The sequence below is a fragment of the Zavarzinella sp. genome (assembly GCA_041399155.1).
Lineage (GTDB): Bacteria > Planctomycetota > Planctomycetia > Gemmatales > Gemmataceae > JAWKTI01.
This window is the reverse complement of record JAWKTI010000003.1, coordinates 459544-477188: the sequence shown is the minus strand read 5'-3', so window position 1 is coordinate 477188 and position 17645 is coordinate 459544. Positions and strand designations below refer to the sequence as shown.

The 17645-nt window shown below is 50.0% G+C and carries 15 protein-coding genes; 4 read left to right on the top strand and 11 right to left on the bottom strand.

Annotation, left to right across the window (positions count from 1 at the left end):
• Positions 1-3: 3 nt before the first annotated feature.
• Together R3B84_16100 and R3B84_16095 are read right to left on the bottom strand one after the other, a co-directional pair.
• A complete protein-coding gene (locus R3B84_16100; GenBank protein MEZ6142088.1) occupies positions 4-1482 on the bottom strand; it encodes an NAD-dependent succinate-semialdehyde dehydrogenase in 1479 nt (492 codons plus the stop codon).
• Positions 1483-1827: 345 nt separating this feature from the next.
• Positions 1828-2721 (bottom strand): hypothetical protein, encoded by an 894-nt coding sequence (locus R3B84_16095; protein MEZ6142087.1) that lies wholly within the window; start codon positions 2719-2721, stop codon positions 1828-1830.
• Positions 2722-3377: 656 nt separating this feature from the next.
• Here R3B84_16095 and R3B84_16090 point away from each other — a divergent pair.
• A complete protein-coding gene (locus R3B84_16090; GenBank protein ID MEZ6142086.1) occupies positions 3378-4877 on the top strand; it encodes an ISKra4 family transposase in 1500 nt (499 codons plus the stop codon).
• On the opposite strand, the gene R3B84_16085 is transcribed toward R3B84_16090, so the two are convergent.
• The 9 genes from R3B84_16085 to R3B84_16045 all read right to left on the bottom strand — a co-directional run bounded on the left by R3B84_16085 (position 4793) and on the right by R3B84_16045 (position 12528).
• On the bottom strand, positions 4793-5686 hold the full coding sequence (locus R3B84_16085; protein MEZ6142085.1) for an ADP-ribosylglycohydrolase family protein: 894 nt from the start codon (positions 5684-5686) through the stop codon (positions 4793-4795). The two genes, R3B84_16090 and R3B84_16085, sit on opposite strands and share 85 nt — an antisense overlap.
• 33 nt (positions 5687-5719) lie before the next feature.
• Entirely contained in the window at positions 5720-6349 is a 630-nt protein-coding gene (locus R3B84_16080; GenBank protein MEZ6142084.1) for an RsmD family RNA methyltransferase, read from the bottom strand.
• Positions 6350-6391: 42 nt separating this feature from the next.
• Positions 6392-7162 (bottom strand): lysophospholipid acyltransferase family protein, encoded by a 771-nt coding sequence (locus R3B84_16075; GenBank protein MEZ6142083.1) that lies wholly within the window; start codon positions 7160-7162, stop codon positions 6392-6394.
• Entirely contained in the window at positions 7159-8007 is an 849-nt protein-coding gene (dapF, locus tag R3B84_16070; GenBank protein MEZ6142082.1) for a diaminopimelate epimerase, read from the bottom strand. The genes R3B84_16075 and dapF overlap by 4 nt, the downstream gene beginning before the upstream one ends.
• Positions 8008-8020: 13 nt before the next feature.
• Positions 8021-9574 (bottom strand): glutamine-hydrolyzing GMP synthase, encoded by a 1554-nt coding sequence (gene guaA / locus R3B84_16065; GenBank protein ID MEZ6142081.1) that lies wholly within the window; start codon positions 9572-9574, stop codon positions 8021-8023.
• Between the two features lie 291 nt (positions 9575-9865).
• The gene (locus R3B84_16060; GenBank protein MEZ6142080.1) at positions 9866-10504 is read right to left on the bottom strand and encodes a hypothetical protein; all 639 of its coding nucleotides are present in this window, start codon (positions 10502-10504) and stop codon (positions 9866-9868) included.
• 99 nt (positions 10505-10603) lie between these two features.
• On the bottom strand, positions 10604-10978 hold the full coding sequence (locus R3B84_16055; GenBank protein ID MEZ6142079.1) for a hypothetical protein: 375 nt from the start codon (positions 10976-10978) through the stop codon (positions 10604-10606).
• A gap of 273 nt (positions 10979-11251) precedes the next feature.
• Positions 11252-11896, bottom strand: a complete 645-nt coding sequence (locus R3B84_16050; protein ID MEZ6142078.1) for a macro domain-containing protein — start codon at positions 11894-11896, stop codon at positions 11252-11254.
• Between the two features lie 395 nt (positions 11897-12291).
• Positions 12292-12528, bottom strand: a complete 237-nt coding sequence (locus tag R3B84_16045) for a helix-turn-helix domain-containing protein (GenBank protein MEZ6142077.1) — start codon at positions 12526-12528, stop codon at positions 12292-12294.
• A gap of 237 nt (positions 12529-12765) precedes the next feature.
• Between R3B84_16045 and R3B84_16040 the strand changes: the two genes are divergently transcribed.
• From R3B84_16040 to R3B84_16030, 3 genes are all read left to right on the top strand, one after another.
• Positions 12766-13665, top strand: coding sequence for a tyrosine-type recombinase/integrase (locus R3B84_16040; protein MEZ6142076.1), 900 nt, complete (start codon positions 12766-12768; stop codon positions 13663-13665).
• 232 nt (positions 13666-13897) lie between these two features.
• Positions 13898-15283: an IS110 family transposase gene (locus tag R3B84_16035; protein MEZ6142075.1), complete on the top strand. Its 1386-nt coding sequence runs from the start codon at positions 13898-13900 to the stop codon at positions 15281-15283.
• Between the two features lie 916 nt (positions 15284-16199).
• Positions 16200-17237: a hypothetical protein gene (locus tag R3B84_16030; GenBank protein MEZ6142074.1), complete on the top strand. Its 1038-nt coding sequence runs from the start codon at positions 16200-16202 to the stop codon at positions 17235-17237.
• Positions 17238-17645 lie beyond the last annotated feature (408 nt).

Genomic DNA, 17645 nt, shown 5'->3' with positions numbered 1-17645 from the left:
GAATCAGGCGATGCCATCACGCAGCTTCATGCTGATGTACTTGGTTTCCAGGTAGGCCTCCAGCCCTTCGTGAGCCAGTTCACGTCCCAGACCACTTTCTTTCATCCCACCGAATGGGCACTGTGGGGTCGCAGGTACGGGATCGTTCATGCCGATAATACCCGCTTCCAGCCCTTCCGCCATTTGCCACATGGTGCTCAGATCGTTCGTAAACACATACGCTGCAAGACCATACACCGATTTGTTGGCCATTTGCAGCACTTGTTCGGTCGATTCGAACTCCATGATGGGCATTACAGGTGCGAATGGCTCTTCAGTCAGCACGCGGCACTCCTCGTTCAGCCCACTGAGGATCGTGGGTTCAAAAAAGTACCCTTTGTTGAACCGTGTACTGCGATCCCCACCTGTTTCGATGGTGGCGCCTTTGCTGGCGGCATCATCAATCAGTTGTTTGGTGCTTTCGAGGGCTTTCGCTTCGAACATCGGCCCCACTTCAATGCCGGTGTCCAGGCCGTTGCCGATTTTCAGGTTCTTTGCTGCCTGAATCGCCACTTCCATGAATCGTGCTTTGATGTCGCGGTGGACATAAAAACGACTGGGGGAAATACAGACCTGCCCATTATTGCGGAACTTACCGATCACGGCCGCTTTTGCAACCAGTTCCGGATCAGCATCGGGAAACACAATGAACGGTGCGTGCCCACCAAGTTCCAGGCTGAGGCGTTTCACCTGATCGGCCGCACGTCGCATCAACTGTTTGCCCACGTTGGTGCTGCCGGTGAAGCTGATTTTTTGAATTTTGCGATTTTCCAGAAATTCATCCGCAATCTGGCTGGCTGGGCCAATAATCAGATTGGCAACACCCGCCGGCAAGCCCGCATCGATCAAACAATCAAATACATTAATGAGTGACAGTGGGGTCTGGCTGGCCGGTTTGCAAACAATAGTGCAGCCTGCCGCCAGAGCGGGGGCAATTTTGCGTGCCTGCAACGTAATAGGGAAGTTCCAGGGGCCAATCGCACCCACCACACCCACGGGGTGCTTGATGGTCATGTGGCGTTTCCCTGGGGCACTGTTTGGGATCACCTGACCGTAAGCCCGCTTTCCTTCCTCGGCAAACCACTCGAAGGTATCGGCAGAGTGCAGCACTTCCGCTTTCGCTTCGGGCACTGGCTTGCCTTGTTCCATTGTCAGCGTGCGGGCGATTCCATCCGCACGCTCCCGCATCAGGTCGGCGGTTTTCTTCAGAATTTTGGCCCTGTCATAGGCGGTCAATTTCCGCCAGCCCACCATTGCCTGGTAGGCAGCATCAATCGCGGCAGTGCAATCGGCTCGGGTACCCATCGCTACTTCGCTGATACTTTCTTCCGTGGCGGGGTTAATGACCTGCAAACGCTCCCCACTGCTCGAATCGACCCACTTGCCGTTGATATACAGTTGGCGGTAGGTTCCCGTAGACAGGGCTTCGGTTGTGTTCGACATTGAAAAAATACTCCTGGCTGAAAGATATCAGATAGTTTATGATGCCCACCGGGAAATAGCGAAAGTGGCACCCGCTTCCGGCTGGTGAACAAGAAAAACCTGCAGCAGGTACCACGTACCACTGCGACAGTTTTTGCGAAATGCGGTCGCAGACATTTGCATTTTGGATAACAGGTGACGTGATCGCCTAGTTGATCGTACTTTGTCCAAAAACTTCGGACTTCCCGCCCGGCGAGAAATGTGTGGGTTCTACCGAACACCACCTACCGCGGCGTCAATCGAGTCGTAGTACTGAAAACGACATATGGTGCTGAGGTCAGGTGCAACCACTTATTTGGCAATTGCCTAGGTGAAGATGGCAACAGGTAGAACTTGAATAACTGGCCCCCTGATTTCCCATTCGAATTTGGGAAGTCGCAAAGCCTGCATTTCTGGCTCCTCAAATGCGGTCGCAATCTGGCCAAGCACAGAATCAGGTAGACATCCAATAGCCGTGTTTCGATTCAAGCTAATCGCTTCGGTGTCTCCATGTATCGCACGAGTCACTTTTCCGACGACACGGAATGTGCCATCTACCAAGTCAGACATCGATGGGTCGTTCAAGAATTGCTTTTCTAAGGTGATGATACAACGGTACTTAGAATCCAAGGGCGCGGTAGTTAAGTCGGATGTTGTTCCACCCTTCATTGCGGACAACATTGCCTGCATTTGCTTCTTCATCTTCGTCAGATCATCCGTCTTATTTGCAGGGGATTTTCCTTTGCCAAATTTACCTGAGTCCGAAGTAAACGCACTATGAATATCGAGGACTTCGAGAAAAGTATCAAGAGTCTTTATCAAGGGGTTAGGCTGCATCCTCGCGGAGAATTCGACTATATCACCAGGGTTAAGCTTAAGCGTTGCGGAATCCGTTTGGAGCCAATTCTTCCCTCTGAGCAATGCACGTAGGTGCATGAATAATGAGGCTGGCGTATGAATGCGATCCTCACTTCGCGTTGTATTTGACTCTCCTGCAGCTTTTGTCGAAGCTTTGCCAGAGAAATCAATCCTGAGGAGTGATGATAATACCTTGCTTAGGCCAAAACTTCCGCTTGCTTCGGTGGCGGTTTCGCCGGTCACTTTTTGGGTTTCGGAGATCTTAGTCACCTCGGCTAATCCACCTTGTAGTGAAGCAACGAAATCGAAGACTACACGTTGATTCAGGTAGACCGGAATAATAAGGTGATCGGAATTTTCCATATTCGCCTCGACACGGCAGATAATCATGCCACCGAAGGGATCCGCGATTGAGCAGAGTCGCGAACGTGGATACGAAGCGATTCCTGCTCCAATCGCTTGCTTAGGGCGCCTGTGGCCGTCACTTTTAGTATATGCTCAATCGCGGACCCATTAACATGTCCGCGCCGATTATCTTCGACAAAAGAATCCGCGCGGCGATTCTTACTTCTTTCTATAGTCCCGCCTACGCGGGAATGACGGTTGTTACACAACCGTCTTAAGGAGAATCTCGAAGTACAATCAATCAATCAATCAATCAATCAATCAATCAATCAACTGGTGCCCACCTGAAATCGTCATTCCCGCGAAAAGTATCCATCGTTCTCTCACTTCCTCAATCAAAATCTATGCAGTCATTCTTGCACTTCCGTTCCATCGCCAGATGCGTTGGGACCTTGTGTAAGTCGGTCCGCCAAAGAACGAATCTCATCTTCCATCACAAGCCGAGATAACCATTCAGCAGGGATGCCAGTCTCGCCATAGTACGCTCCTGCAATCGAGTGCAACCGGTCATTCGGGAGGGTTGGGTAACTGATTTAGCAAATTGGGGTGTAAAAAGATGGGTCTTTCTGCGATATCAGGGGTTCTGACAACCAAACATCGCAGGAGACCCAATAATGATTATCCCAGACACATCTTCTTCAATCAACCCCAACTTCCTGTTTGGCCTATTTGATCGACTCGCATCAGAAGTCAATCGTGCTGTACAGGAATGCATGCCGATTCGTGATTTCGAGCAACATGTTCAACAATCGGTTGCTCAAATTGGTGCTTCAGCAATCTCGTTGTACCTGGAAATGCTTGGCGATGGCGACGTGGGAGAAAAGATCCAGACAGAAACAGGTGAAGTGCTTCATCGCAGCGAAGAACCCCGACAACGGTCCATCCGAACGATCTTTGGTGAGCATCGGTTTGAGCAGTATGTTTATGGCGTCGATCTTGGCCGCAAGATTGATTTGTATCCTGTGGATGTCATGATTCAGATGCCAGCAAACACATATTCTCCGTGGTTTCGCGAGGTCATGCATTATCTCAGCACAAAGATGTCGTATCAGGAATCATCAGATGTGATTTCTTTGTTGTATCTGCAAAAGAGTCCGGTCGATACTCTGGAACGAAATATCCACAATCTGAGTGAATCTGCAGAACAGTTTCTGAATGAGATCCCAATTCCTGCACCAACAGCAGAGGGAAAGATTCTGGTGGTGAGTGCCGATGCCAAAGGAGTCCCCATGGTTCGCAAGACGAAGGCGATTCCAGCGTTTGATCAACGGTATTTTCCTGGTAATCGGCGTATGGCGACGCTGGCGACCGTATATTCCGTGAATGAATATTTTCGAACGGCTGAAGAGATTGTCGCAGCGTTATTTCGAGAAAACTCGAATCGTGAGGAGAAACGCCCCGAACCGGTGGGCAAAGTGGTTGCGGGATTTTTGTCGCAATGTGATGCGGAGGGGGTGCTGATCAGAGGCACGCACCACGCGATGGTGTGGGCAGCAGAACAGGTCGAACGTCGCCACCAATCAGGTCAGCCTTTGGTACGGCTGATGGATGGTCAGACCAGTTTGTGGGAAGCATCTGATGTCAATTTCGATTCATACGAAACAATTGATATCCTGGATATCATTCATGTTGCCAGTTATGTGTGGGATGCGGCAAAAGTGTTTGAGTCTCACCGTGAACATCAGGAAGCGTTTGCTCGAGACCGCCTATTGAGAATCCTGAAGGGAGATGTGAAAAGTGTGGTTTCGGGAATCCGTCAGAAAGCGACAAAAAGCGAATTGAAAGCAGAAAAGTTAAAGAAGATTAATCAGGTTTGCAACTACTTTGAAAAGAACTACCACCGGATGAGATATGACAGCTATTTGCAGCAAGGGCTGCCGATTGCAACTGGGGTGATTGAAGGGGCTTGTCGGCACCTGGTGATGGATCGAATGTGCCGCACGGGAATGAGATGGAAAACGAAAGGGGCCCAGGCAATGCTACACGCCCGAGCAATTGATCTGGCAGGTCGAACCAGAGATTTTCATATTTACCTGGCTAACCAGGAATACCAAAGAACAGACAGGTTCCGCAAACAGCTCAATCTGTCCCACTTATTACCCTTGCCCGGATGACCGGTTGCACTCCCTGCAATCTGCCCACAAACCGCACCAGTAGTATCCGCATCATCGCCAAGATTCACAGCCCGAAAAGTTGCATCTTTGTAAGATTCAGAATTGTAGAAGCACCATGCTGATGCTTCCAGGCAATGAATGACATAACCTGTGCCGAAAATCTCGTTCACACTTTTATGGCGATAGTCCCCTGCAGCGATCGAGCGAACTTTCGATGTCTGGTAGTCTGAAAGCCGATGTGAGAACAAAATTTCGTCTTTGCTACCACCTGAAAGTGCAATACAAATCATCGAAGCAAGCAATTTACAGGCTTCAATGCATTCTGGTGCACCGTGTGTTGTGCGAGAGCTCTCACCAGCCCAGTAAATTGCCGCATTTCTATCGGGATAAAAAAATAATGGAACTGGTGCCAGCCTCATGATGCACCCATTTCCGGCAGATTGTGGTTCGGTTCTTCCACTGTATGGGTCGCTAGACTGCTGGTATCTCACCAGTGCACCACGAACGGTAAGTCCAATATCGAAACAACGTCCTGTACTGCTCATGTAGCCAGTATCATACCACTGGCAGTAACGCTTCATCTGATCTGAAGGATCGAAGTGTCCAACTTCCACGAGGCTACTCGCAAGGCAGAGAGCCATTGAAGTATCGTCTGTCCAGGCACCTGCCGGCAGGTTGAATGGTCCCCCACCAATCATATCGGTCACTGGTGGAAAACTACCCCGTTCGCAGAATTCAACGGTAGTACCAACTGCATCACCACATGCTAGTCCGAGCAGGCAACCTCGCATTCTTGTGTTGATATCCATTGTGCTTTCACTTCATCAATTCAAATTGTGCAGTCATTCTTCCTCTTCCACAACATCGTCCGGTGGGGCGTTGGGATCCGGTTTTACCCAGATGGCAAGAACGTTGCGGCCGTAGGTTCGAATATCCCATTCTTCGCCGGGCAGTTCTGTAATATCGAAATTATCTTCTGCCTGAACCGTCACCGTGGAATCGATCGCCACTTTTTCCATCAGTTCGGCAATCAGTTTGATGAATTCCTCTTTCTTGTTCGTCAAATCAGGAAACGGTGGGCTGACAAACACATTTACCGCTTCCTGGGGTGCCATCCAGCGTTCCACCCAGCGGTAGACATCCGCCTTCAGCACAAGGCCCTGCTGGTCGATTTTCAATAACCGCATGTTATCGTTCAGGCTGTCCACCAGGTGGCGATCATGTTCAATAAAGGTTGCCTCGGTGGCTCCTCTGCTGACTGCTTCCAGGCCGTGGATGCCGGTACCCGCAAAGACATCAAAAAAGTGCCGATCCGGGATTGCATTACCCATGATGCTGAAATAAGCCTCCCGCACCCGCATTGGGGTGGGACGCAGGGTATCCTGCACGAGACATTGAATCCGGCGTCGGCGTAATTTGCCGGCAATAATTTGAACTTCAGCCTTCGCGGGTTTCATCGACTTGACCATCATGTAGCGTGTTTTCCCCACCGACACTGCGGTGGCGTTTCTGGTTCACTTGGTTGTTTTTTGGGTCATTTCCCAATACGGATAACGATACGTCTTCGCTGGGCGAAAGATTGTATGTTCCCCAGCCAGTTCGTGGGGCAGTTCCAACTGTCCTGTCAATGCCCACTGTTCGGCGATGTCGCAGGCCAGATTCATTGTAGCTTCCACTTTCAGGCGGTAAGGTTCTAATTCTTCCAGCCCCAGCTTGGGCGGCACCGCAATCGGTGGCATCATTACCATTCGCCAGCGAGAAAAGGGTTTGGGAATCGCAAAGCGATCCCAGCTTTTCGCCCGAAACAGGGTCGGTCCCCCCAAACCTACTGGTACAATCGGTATCCCACTTCGGGATGCCAGATAGACCGATCCCGCCTGACAAACCCGCCTTGGCCCACGTGGGCCGTCGGGCGTAATGGCGAAATGGCGAGAATGACCATCCCGCAGCATTTTCAGCAGGGCAACCGTTCCCCCACGGGTGGATGAACCTCGAATAGCACTAAAGCCAAACTGCTGAATGATCTGGGTAATTAATTCGCCATCAGCATGTTGTCCCACCAGCACCGACGTTTCCGGGTGGGCACAGTAAAACGCTGGCAGCAGAATATATTCGTGCCAGAACGCATAAATGAACCGCGAATCGCCAATAAGGTAAGGGCGATCGTTCATCAGATATTGATCGCCAGACCATGCAGCAAAGCTCATGGTCCGCATCCAGCGACTAATCAACGGACTGACCCAGCGAACCAGGCGTTCGATACTTTTCGGGTCGCGAATCTTCATGAGGAGTGTACCAGCCACTCTCCATGAAACACCTCCACGGCTGGGCCAGTCATGTAGACATTACCATCATGTTCCGACCATTCAATATCCAGTTCGCCACCCAGCAACTGAACGGTGGTGCGGCGTTCCAGACGATCTGTCAGAATCCCCGCAACGACCACGGCACAGGCACCGGTGCCACAGGCCATGGTTTCCCCACTGCCACGTTCCCAGACTCGCATCTTCACCATCGAACGGTGCTTCACCTGCACAAATTCCACATTGACTTTTCTGGGAAACGCAGAATGAACTTCGATTTTCGGCCCGATCTGGTGCACATGCTCATCGGTGATTTTGTCGACAAAGATCACCGCATGGGGATTGCCCATCGAAACCGCATTCACCAGTAGCGTATTCCCCGCTTCGTATTCCAGTACCTGGTTCAGTGGGGGATTTCCAGACAAAGTGGTGGGAATGGCTGCCGCATCCAGAATCGGCTTGCCCATATTCACACGCACGCGATGGGCGATGCCATTTTCCGCTTCGATTCCCACCGTCAGAACACCGTTGCCGGTTTCAATTGACAGCAGATCTTTTTTGGCAATATCGTGGTCGTACACATATTTGGCGACGCACCGCAAACCGTTGCCACACATTTCCGCTTCGGAACCGTCCGCATTGAACATTCGCATGCGGGCATCGGCTTTGTCCGATTTACCAATCAGAATCAGACCATCGCTGCCCACGCCAAAGTGGCGGTTGCTCATCTGAATGGCCAACTGGGATGGATCGGTGGGTAATTTTTCGCGAAAGCAATCGACATACACATAATCGTTGCCCGCACCCTGCATCTTGGTAAAACGCATAACCTTCTCGCTCTTATTCCCACTCTATTGTAGCTGGTGGCTTGCTGCTGATATCGTAAACCACGCGATTCACACCGCGTACACTGTTAATAATGCGGGTCGAAACCTTCGCCAGCAATTCATACGGAAGTGGGGACCAGTCTGCCGTCATGAAGTCGTGCGTCTGCACCGAACGCAGCGCCACCACATTTTCATACGTGCGGCCATCACCCATCACACCCACCGATTGAATGGGGAGCAACACCGCAAACGATTGCGATGTCTGCCGATACCAGCCACTGGAGTGCAGCTCATCCATAAAGATTTCGTCTGCCTGGCGTAATACATGCAGCCGTTCTTCCGTTACTTCCCCCAGGCACCTGACCGCAAGGCCCGGTCCGGGGAATGGGTGCCGCCACACGACGGTATCCGGCAGGCCAAGTTGTTCGCCCAGTTTGCGAACTTCGTCTTTGAACAGGTCCCGCAGTGGTTCGATCAGTTCAAAACCCAGTTCGGCGGGCAATCCCCCCACGTTATGGTGGGCTTTAATTGTTGCAGCAGGCCCATCGGGTGTGCCACCACTTTCAATCACATCAGGATAAAGCGTTCCCTGTGCCAGAAAGCGGGCATCCTGAATCGATTTCGCTTCCTGTTTGAATACTTCGATGAAGTGGTGGCCAATTCGGATTCGCTTTTCCTGCGGATCGGTGACGCCTTTCAACGCATCCATAAAGCGAGCCTGGGCGTCTGCAACGTGCAGATCGGCATGGAACCAATCGCGAAACGTGTGGCAAACACTTTCCAGTTCGCCGGTACGCAACAGGCCATTATTCACGAATATACAGGCCACTTGTGGGCCGATTGCCTTCACCAGCAGTGCGGCAACAACAGATGAATCAACGCCACCAGACAGGCCACAAATCACGCGGGAATTGCCTACCCGTTGGCGGATATCTTCGATGCTGCGTTCAATCAGCGTCTGCATTCGCCATAGACCCTGGCACCCGCAGATGTCGTACAGGAAATTCCGCAGAATATTACTGCCCAGTGGGGTGTGGCTGACTTCCGGGTGAAATTGCAGGCCATAGTACGGCTTTTTGCGATGTTTGACCGCAGCCAAAGGACAGGTGGGGGTATTTGCCAGCACTTCCAGGTCGGCGATCGATTCTTTTACCTGATCGCCGTGGCTCATCCAGACAATTGTTTCGGCAGGTAGCCCCGCCAGCAAAGAGCTATGGTTCAGAATCTGAATGGCGGCACGTCCGAATTCGCGTTCTTTAGCACGTGCCACTTCCAGGCCCATTGCCTGGCACATGATCTGCATACCGTAGCAGATCCCCAGGATGGGCAGGTCAAGCTGCAGGATTTCTGGATCGATCTGCGGGGAACCTTTCTCATAAACAGATGCTGGCCCACCGGAAAAAATGATTCCCCGTGGGTTGAGTTCCCGCACGCGTTGTGCAGTGAGATCGTGCCGCACAATCTGGCAGAATACGTTCAGTTCCCGCACACGACGTGCAATGAGCTGGGCGTATTGCGAGCCGAAATCAAAAATGAGAATCAGTTCACTTTCAGGAGATGCCACCATCTGCGTGCCGTTCCACAATACAGGAAACATGCCATTATAGAAGTTTTTGGCACAGGCCAATGGTGAAAACGGGAAAGCACCGGAAACCGCACAACATTCAAATGAGTGTCAGTGTTCCACGTGGAACGTTTTGGTATTTTCTGAAATTTGAGGAAATAGATGAAATTGTGCAGAGCACACGCCCTTTAGGGTGCTGTTGGTCGATGAGAGCACCTTCCGGATATTCGCTGCGTACTCCGGATCTCCCTGGGCCGAAGCAAGTGCCTATAGTGGCTCCGTTGCATGCGGTGGTTATGCAACCCATTCACGGTTAACTTGGGGCCGGAACTCGGAAACAAACGAACGCCGAGCTTCACGGTTTAGAAACGCCGCACCCCAATCTGGAATGCAGATGGTATCATGCCGAAAGAATGGCCCATACCCAGCGGGAAAGTCACGACACAAAGGAAAACGAAAAGAGGTATCCAGTTCGACATCGTTGAATTGCAGGCCGTTGACTGTTCGATTCAAGTGATCGTGGAAGTCACAACGCAAACAAATATGGTGGCCGAGCATGTGCCACAGAAAGTCAGTAAACGTGTTAGCGACCAGCACGTGATCGCCGTTGATTACGTCTGATTTGTCGATTCCGTAATCCAGAAAGAGGTCAAGACAGGACTCAAAGTACACGGGTGGATTCGGCTTGAGTTCATCACCCTCGTACACGAAGCAGTAGAAGGTGTCTTGGTTTTCACCCCAGATTCTGAACCTGCCAGAATGCTCGCGGCACCTTCGTATCGGCATAACGTAGTCCTGCGCAGTCTGATCGTCTGCGGACGGGTGTTGACCCAATGCTTCAATAACAGCAATCACGGTGCGTTCAGCTACGTCGATCGGTGTCTTGAACCAGCGATTGAAGTACGCTATCGGCTCAATCTTCGTGGTTTCCATGTTGCTGCATCACACCCAAATCACCGGGTTGCCGCCAGTGATATTGAGTTCAGATCCGACCCGGACGGCAACCCCGGTGCATTCGATTGTTATTCAACTTTAGAAATCAAGCCACGATTCTGATTCGATGATCCCAGATGTGTCTGTTGTCGCTTCATCGATTGTTGTCAGGTTCTGTAGAAACGCCTCATAGGAGAGCCATGAAAACAATTCCCGACGCGCGTCATCGATCATCTGGACAGTGCCGCTTTCGGTGTTCAAGCAAATCAAATCGTGCCAGTTGCCATAGAACGGTAGCAGGTTCGTTGGCACGTTCCATTCGGACTTTATCTGCTGCCCGTGCTCGATTTCAGATTTCGTCCAGAACGAATGATACAAACAACAAGCTTCGGAATCAGTCCGAACAGCATTGTACTTGGCATTCAGCTCACTTGCCGCCGCGAGAAACGCGAGTTGTTCGTCCGATTTCGGCATTGGTGTCACTTTTGTCGCCGAAGGGGGGCCGCGATTGAGCAGAGCGCAGAGTGGACACGAAGTGATTCCTGCTCCAATCGCTCACTTAGGCCGCTTGCGGCAGTCACCTTTAGTATATGCTCAATTGCGGACTCGTTAAGTCAGCCGCAGGCCCGGCTTAACAGATCAAAGTTCAATGGCCGGCACCGCGCCAACCAAAGTTGAGTTTACCAGAACGCACAACTCGGGTCCGATCCATTGCCGCGTTTGGTTATGCGGCTGGCCGGTAATCCGTTATTCTCGCTGCAGATCCCGGAAGCGATCGCCATACAAAAGTTGATGACGCGATTGTGCGTCTGCCCATGTCTGCGGGAATGTCCCACGCTCAAGCACGACTTCCTCGATTGCTGCTCCGACCTGCCGAGCACAGATGTTCGGGCCAACTTTGCCGACACCCGTTCCGAGGCCCGGAAAGGCAACCGTACGCACGACACTCGCTACCGGTTCACCGGCGAATGGACCATCGACGAAACGCTGATGCTTAATCAGCAGGAGTGCCGCGCGTGCAGCGAGATAAGGATTTACCGTATCCCGAAGAATCATCGGCACGCGCATCGTGGGCGCTGCGATTACGAATGGAATACGAGCATCGTCCGTAGGAATTATCTCTGCCTGACCGACAACCAGCTCACCGTGGTGTCGTGTCCGAATGGTGTCCTGCAGCCGACGTTGTACTTGCCATCCGAAATGTTGCGAGTACAGATGGTCGATACCTCCATCCATGAACCCGAAACTGTTGGCCGGACTGACAATTGCATCGCAATGAACATCGAGAATCGACCCGCGATGGACGGTGACGCCTTCAAGTTGGGCGCAGAACCGCTCCCACGCTTCCGCGAGTTCCGATTCGACAGATGCAAGGACGATGTTCAGCCGCATAACTATCATTAAATCGAATTGATTTCTATGCTGTCAAAGATTCTGTCTATCACTTTTTGTGTGTCCTGGACCAATACGCGTGAAAAAGTGGAACATGAGGGACGCCTCATTACTATACAGTTTACTCAGTAGTTTCATGGGTTGTTAAGAAAAAACCGGACTGCGATCTAGAAACAATCAGGACACAAAACTTCCTGGATTCCCGCCTGCGCGGGAATGACGTTGTTGGATTCATTCAGATGATGGTTATAGTTCGGTCTTTTTGAACTGGATTCCCGCCTGGGCGGGAATGACGTTGTTGTTAAGGATCAGTTTTTGGTTGTAGGTTGACTTTTTCTGCTCGGGAATGACGAACTTCAGTATTTCATTGCTCCTTCGCGACTTTGCGGTCAATTTTAATTCAAGAAATTCCCTTGCTCGACGAACCGCTGGCGAAGCCGTTCCACGGTTCTAGTCCGACACGAAAACGCCTCGGCAATACGCTCATCAGTCCAATTCGGACCATCGGCATCTGCCTTCAGCAGGATCTGAGCACGTCGAACTTTCTGCCCGGTTCCCTTCAACTTCTTGACGACACTCTGAAGCTCGACTCGTTCTTGCTTTGTCAGTCGAATGATATACAACTTCCGCATGGCACCCACCTTGTACCATGCAGTATCGCAGATTTGACTGGAATTGCCAATCCGACTTTTTAGATGTGACAAAGCACTAGTATTACGAATGATCCAAACGGTACAAAGCGACTTCGCTTCACCGCTCCCGATGGGAAAAATAAAACGATTCGACTGGGAAAGTGTGATAAACGAACGGCAGAGACAGTTTGTCGCCATGTGGAATCGCTGCTGACTTCGAAGATCAGCGGTCAGCCTTTGCTGAGGGAAACCGCTGTCTGGTTAAGCAGCATTGCAGATCCGTTGAAATCAAAACTGGTAGCCGTGGGATTGATTGAGAAACAGGAATCGACAATCATTCGGTTGGGTGATTTCCTGGAAAAGTTAATTGAATCGAGAACTGATTTAAAGCAACGAACGGTCATCAAATATCGAGATACCAGTAACAAACTGATCAGCTATTTTGGTAGTGAAAAACCAATCGAAGAGATCAACCCGATTGATGGAGATGAATTTCGGCGATGGTTGCAAACGAATCTGGGTGATAACACTGTTTGCAGATGCTGTGGTCGTGCCCGTGAATTTTCCCGCTACGCAGTTCGGAAACGACTTCTAAGTACCAACCCCTTTGCAGAGATGAAACGACTGAACGTCCAGCCTAACCGAAGTCGCGATTACTTTTTATCAATTGAAGATGCGGCAAAAATTCTGGACGCCTGTCCCAATGCCCAATGGCGATTGATCTTCGTTCTGTCGCGATTTGGTGGATTACGGTGCCCTTCAGAACATCTGGAACTGACATGGGACGATGTGGACTGGGAAAAGAACCGGTTACGGGTTCGTAGTCCGAAGACAGAACACTTTGAAGGGAAAGGTGAACGGATCATCCCAATGTTCCCAGAAATCCGCACCGAACTGGAAATGGTGTTTGAGCAGGCAGAACCTGGGGCTGTGTATGTGATTACCGACTATCGCAGCACGAATCAGAACTTACGTACACAGTTCACCAGGATTATCCGGAGGGCAGGATTGGTTCCGTGGGAGAAACTGTTTCAGAATCTCAGGGCAAGTTGCGCGACAGAATTAGTGAAAGAACATCCACAACATGTGGCCAGCGCCTGGTTCTTGGTCCGGTCTGAATATTTCAGACACCTTTGAGCCGGGAACTTCAATTCAGTGTTATCATACCCCATCGGGATGTGGCGTACAAGCCCGGCAAGTCGATGATGTTCAGAGCGTGTGCTCGGCTCGATGGTTCGTGTGGGTTCAGGAGCGATTTCGGCCCTTTCGTTTGGTGACAACCTTTTCCGTTACTGATTTGGTTGATCCCGTTGGGACGGCTGGTGCCACTGCCGACTCCTGACGCCCATCCCATTTTCATGAGGTCAGCATGAACCGAACACAGGAAAAAGTGAAAAATCAGTCCGAAGCCGCTGCAAAACTGGCGGCGTTGCCGATTGCCAATCGCCACGCCGCCGGCATTGATGTGGGAGACCGTACCCATTGGGTATGTGTCGAAGCCACGCCAGATCGTACCATTCTCATCCGCGAGTTTCCTGCACATACCCCGGGCCTACATCAAATGGTCGAATGGTTGCAGTTCTGTGGAGTCACCACGATTGCCATCGAAGCCACAGGTGTTTATGGCCACGTATTATTCCTCACGTTGCTCGAAGCTGGTTTTCATGTGGTGATGACTTCCGCCAAGTTTGCCCGGCAGATTCAGGGCCGACCCAAAACAGACAAGCTTGATTGCCAGTGGTTACAGCGTCTGCATCGGCATGGTCTGTTGCCTGCCGTGTTTCAGCCAGACGATCTCACCCAGACCCTGCGGGATCTCGTACGTCAACGTGCTAATCTGGTGCGGCTGTCCGGACAGCACATCCAACGCATGCAGAAAGCATTGGAATTGATGAATCTGAAATTGACAAATGTGGTTGGTGACATCACCGGTGTTACCGGATTGAAAATTATCCGGGCGATCGTGGCTGGAGAACGTGATCCTGAACAATTAGGTGAATTGCGGGATCGCCGTTGCAAACATACGAAAGCCGAAATTGCCACTGCCCTGGCTGGGCGGTATCGGGATGAGTATCTGCTGGAATTGCAATGCTGCCTGGCTTTGTGGGAAAAGTATCAGGAGACAATTGCTCTGGTGGATAGTCGGATTGCAATTCATTTGAAATCAATGATACGCCAAAGCGAATTGCCCCCACTGCCGAAGAAACCACGCGTGCGTGGCCGAAAGCCGCACGATCCGGGCTTTGATGTTCGTACGGCGTTGTATCTGGTATCGGGAGTGGATTTAACTGCCATTGAAGGGATTGATGAAATTCATGCGTTGACCCTGATCAGTGAACTGGGCACCGATTTTACGAAATGGCCGACAGTAAAACATTTCACCAGTTGGCTGGGATTGTGCCCCAACTTCAAGAAAACCGGCGGAAAAGTGCAGTCCAGCAAGACGCGACGTGGGAAAGGGCGCGCGGCCCACGCCTTGCGGTTGGCTGCGTGGGGGTTGATGCGGAGCACCAGTTACCTGGGTGGCTATTTAAGAAGACAGCGTTCTCGCCTGGGAGCACCGAAAGCGATCACGGCAACCGCCCACAAGCTGGCCAGGATTATCTACCATTTGATGCGGTATGGCGGGGATTACACGAAGCAGCAGGAAGAAGCGTATGTGGCAGAAGTAATTGCCCGGCAGGAGAGACAGTTGCATCGCCGGGCCAAAGAGCTGGGGTATGAGTTAAAGAAAGTGGAACCCACCGTTGCGTGAACGGAAAGAGCAGGTTTTTGACAATTTGATGAAGAAGGGCTTGTGTGAAATATTAAAAAGATACCCACGGCAGACGCTATCGTTACGCGGAATATGCACTTGCTGCTTTCATTGATGAAATAATTCAAGCGAGTTGAATTGAAAAGTTAGTCTTCAGCTGGGGAAGTTCCTGGGGAGGTCATTCAGTCGCAGTTGCAGAAGCACACTATTGGCAGATCACGGAAAGTGACTTTGAAAAGGCACTTTCAGGCGGCCATAAATGCGGCCATTCGGTGGCCCAAAATGCGGCCATGCAGGATGCAGAAGAGTTAAGCAAAGTAGAACAGAAATCGTCGCAAGTGCTTTTGAATGAAGAAGTTAGCAGTAATTTGCCGAACATTGCCGAAAACTGTACATATGACCAGATAGCCGCGGTGGGACTCGAACCCACACGGGAGTTGCCCCCCAGGGGATTTTAAGTCTCGTAATGCTACTTTGTCATACTACACTGGATTGCAGTAAATAACGAGTATACAATAAGTTACGACGACAGTCTGTAGTGCGTAGTAGGCTGTTGTAAACCCCGCTGTGGTAGGTAAATGGTAGGTTACTGAAACTATAAAGCACCTTGAATTACAGTGTTGCTCGCAGAAAAACATCGACGCACATTTTTCTAACAAAAACTGCTTGCACAATTCGTTAATATCGAGTAAGCTAACTGCGTAGTCAGATCAGTTGTGCCAGTAGAAAAGGGGCATGTGTAGTGTTCAGAACTGTTCTGAACAGACACACTCAACTGAATCAACCTGTATCACTTTGTAACAGTATACAAGGGTTGTCCTCGACCAAGGGGTCCTTTCCTTGGCCATACAAGACTCCAATACTTCATGAAATCTTGTCTCACGACAGGTATTTAGTTGCTATTTGGAGAACTTTTATGGAACGTAATGTTTCATTGCGCAACTTCTGGGATTCGCCAGAAGTTTTCCACATCACCGATTCATTCTTATCTAAAATCAGTAAAGACGAATCAATCCAACTTCGATCACTCCCAAAAGCTATCAGGTATTACAACACAAAGGGACGTATTTTATTTCGAAAACCTTTTTGCAACACTTTTGCGTGTTTAGACGCTATTCCTGACCCTGACGATGGATCAACAACCTACATTGAATTCCGCAAATCACTTGGCATCTTTGCAGATCTATTGAAAATGTTTCGTGAGAAAGTTGAGCAAGAATTTGGCAAGGAATGCTGGAAAAAACCTGAAGAACTATTAGAAGATGAACCAAAAAAGCGTTTGCTGTTTGACCTTCTCGTAAAAGTATCCGGATCTCCTCGTTCAGATGCAATTGACTATCTGGAAAATGTTTCCAGGAAGGGGATTAGACACTATTATTTCGATATCGAACAAGCTAAGTTTAGGTCACGTGATTGTGGCTTTGAGCACCTTGTCAAGATCAGTAAATGGATGGTAAGGGTTCTTGAACTGTCCAAGCCAACAGATCCTGCACCCCCGAACGAGCCTACGCTAGTTGCCAAGCGACGCGCCACGGTGGATGTTGTCAACAGTAATGCTGTCAAAATCCAATACAATAATAAAATATGCATACTGAGCGGTCGAAAAAGAGAACTATTTCTGAAATTATTTCACTCCATAAATAAGTTTGCGTCACACGAAAATATTTGGAACCATATTTTTAGAAACGAATGTCGAAGTACATACAAGCCAAATCCCAAGGGCGGTGGTCCTCCAGACAATTTAAGGCAGATCAAAAGCAAACTAGATCGGAAGCTTCTTGTGGATATTGGCCTCCCACCGCAAGGAACATCTTGGATCACTAGTTTAAAGAATCAAGGGTACGTTTTGAACCAAAGCATCACCTGGCAAATCAAAGGGTATTTTATCTCAGATCGCTCACCGGAAATTCAACTAGTCCAAGATAATCAAATAAGTAACAAGGGTAACTGCTGACGAATGAGCGGCATTGGATGACTGTCGCTACGTGATAAATCTTGCTTGATAAGCAATGTGATCGTTTTTCAAATCGCTGGGCAATTCTTCAACATTGCTTCGGTCTGTAAAAGAATCTTTCAACTTTATTCCGACTTCTGTATGTTTTCTGATCATTCTCGAGAATTTTTTTGCATTCTATCATCAAGAACTTGGTCAAATTCTGGGGACTAACACTGCTTTCATGACTAGCGTTCCTTGACGTTAAGTACCTTTGATTAAAGAGAATGGTGAACACAGACAATACGTCAAAACGCCTTAAGCACGCTTCGGTGACCCGAATGTGACGAATCACGTGTCCATGTAACACATTTTTGAAAAATAAACTCGCTGTTTTTTTCGTATCAAACAGCATTTCTCTATTCAATT

Coding starts and splice junctions, on each gene's coding strand:
- R3B84_16050 (MEZ6142078.1), bottom strand. CDS start 11,896: ATGCGGCTGAACATCGTCCTTGCATCTGTCGAATCGGAACTCGCGGAA.
- R3B84_16035 (MEZ6142075.1), top strand. CDS start 13,898: ATGAACCGAACACAGGAAAAAGTGAAAAATCAGTCCGAAGCCGCTGCA.
- R3B84_16030 (MEZ6142074.1), top strand. CDS start 16,200: ATGGAACGTAATGTTTCATTGCGCAACTTCTGGGATTCGCCAGAAGTT.
- R3B84_16090 (MEZ6142086.1), top strand. CDS start 3,378: ATGATTATCCCAGACACATCTTCTTCAATCAACCCCAACTTCCTGTTT.
- R3B84_16095 (MEZ6142087.1), bottom strand. CDS start 2,721: ATGGAAAATTCCGATCACCTTATTATTCCGGTCTACCTGAATCAACGT.
- R3B84_16045 (MEZ6142077.1), bottom strand. CDS start 12,528: ATGCGGAAGTTGTATATCATTCGACTGACAAAGCAAGAACGAGTCGAG.
- dapF (MEZ6142082.1), bottom strand. CDS start 8,007: ATGCGTTTTACCAAGATGCAGGGTGCGGGCAACGATTATGTGTATGTC.
- R3B84_16100 (MEZ6142088.1), bottom strand. CDS start 1,482: ATGTCGAACACAACCGAAGCCCTGTCTACGGGAACCTACCGCCAACTG.
- R3B84_16075 (MEZ6142083.1), bottom strand. CDS start 7,162: ATGAAGATTCGCGACCCGAAAAGTATCGAACGCCTGGTTCGCTGGGTC.
- R3B84_16085 (MEZ6142085.1), bottom strand. CDS start 5,686: ATGGATATCAACACAAGAATGCGAGGTTGCCTGCTCGGACTAGCATGT.
- R3B84_16080 (MEZ6142084.1), bottom strand. CDS start 6,349: ATGATGGTCAAGTCGATGAAACCCGCGAAGGCTGAAGTTCAAATTATT.
- R3B84_16060 (MEZ6142080.1), bottom strand. CDS start 10,504: ATGGAAACCACGAAGATTGAGCCGATAGCGTACTTCAATCGCTGGTTC.
- R3B84_16055 (MEZ6142079.1), bottom strand. CDS start 10,978: ATGCCGAAATCGGACGAACAACTCGCGTTTCTCGCGGCGGCAAGTGAG.
- guaA (MEZ6142081.1), bottom strand. CDS start 9,574: ATGGTGGCATCTCCTGAAAGTGAACTGATTCTCATTTTTGATTTCGGC.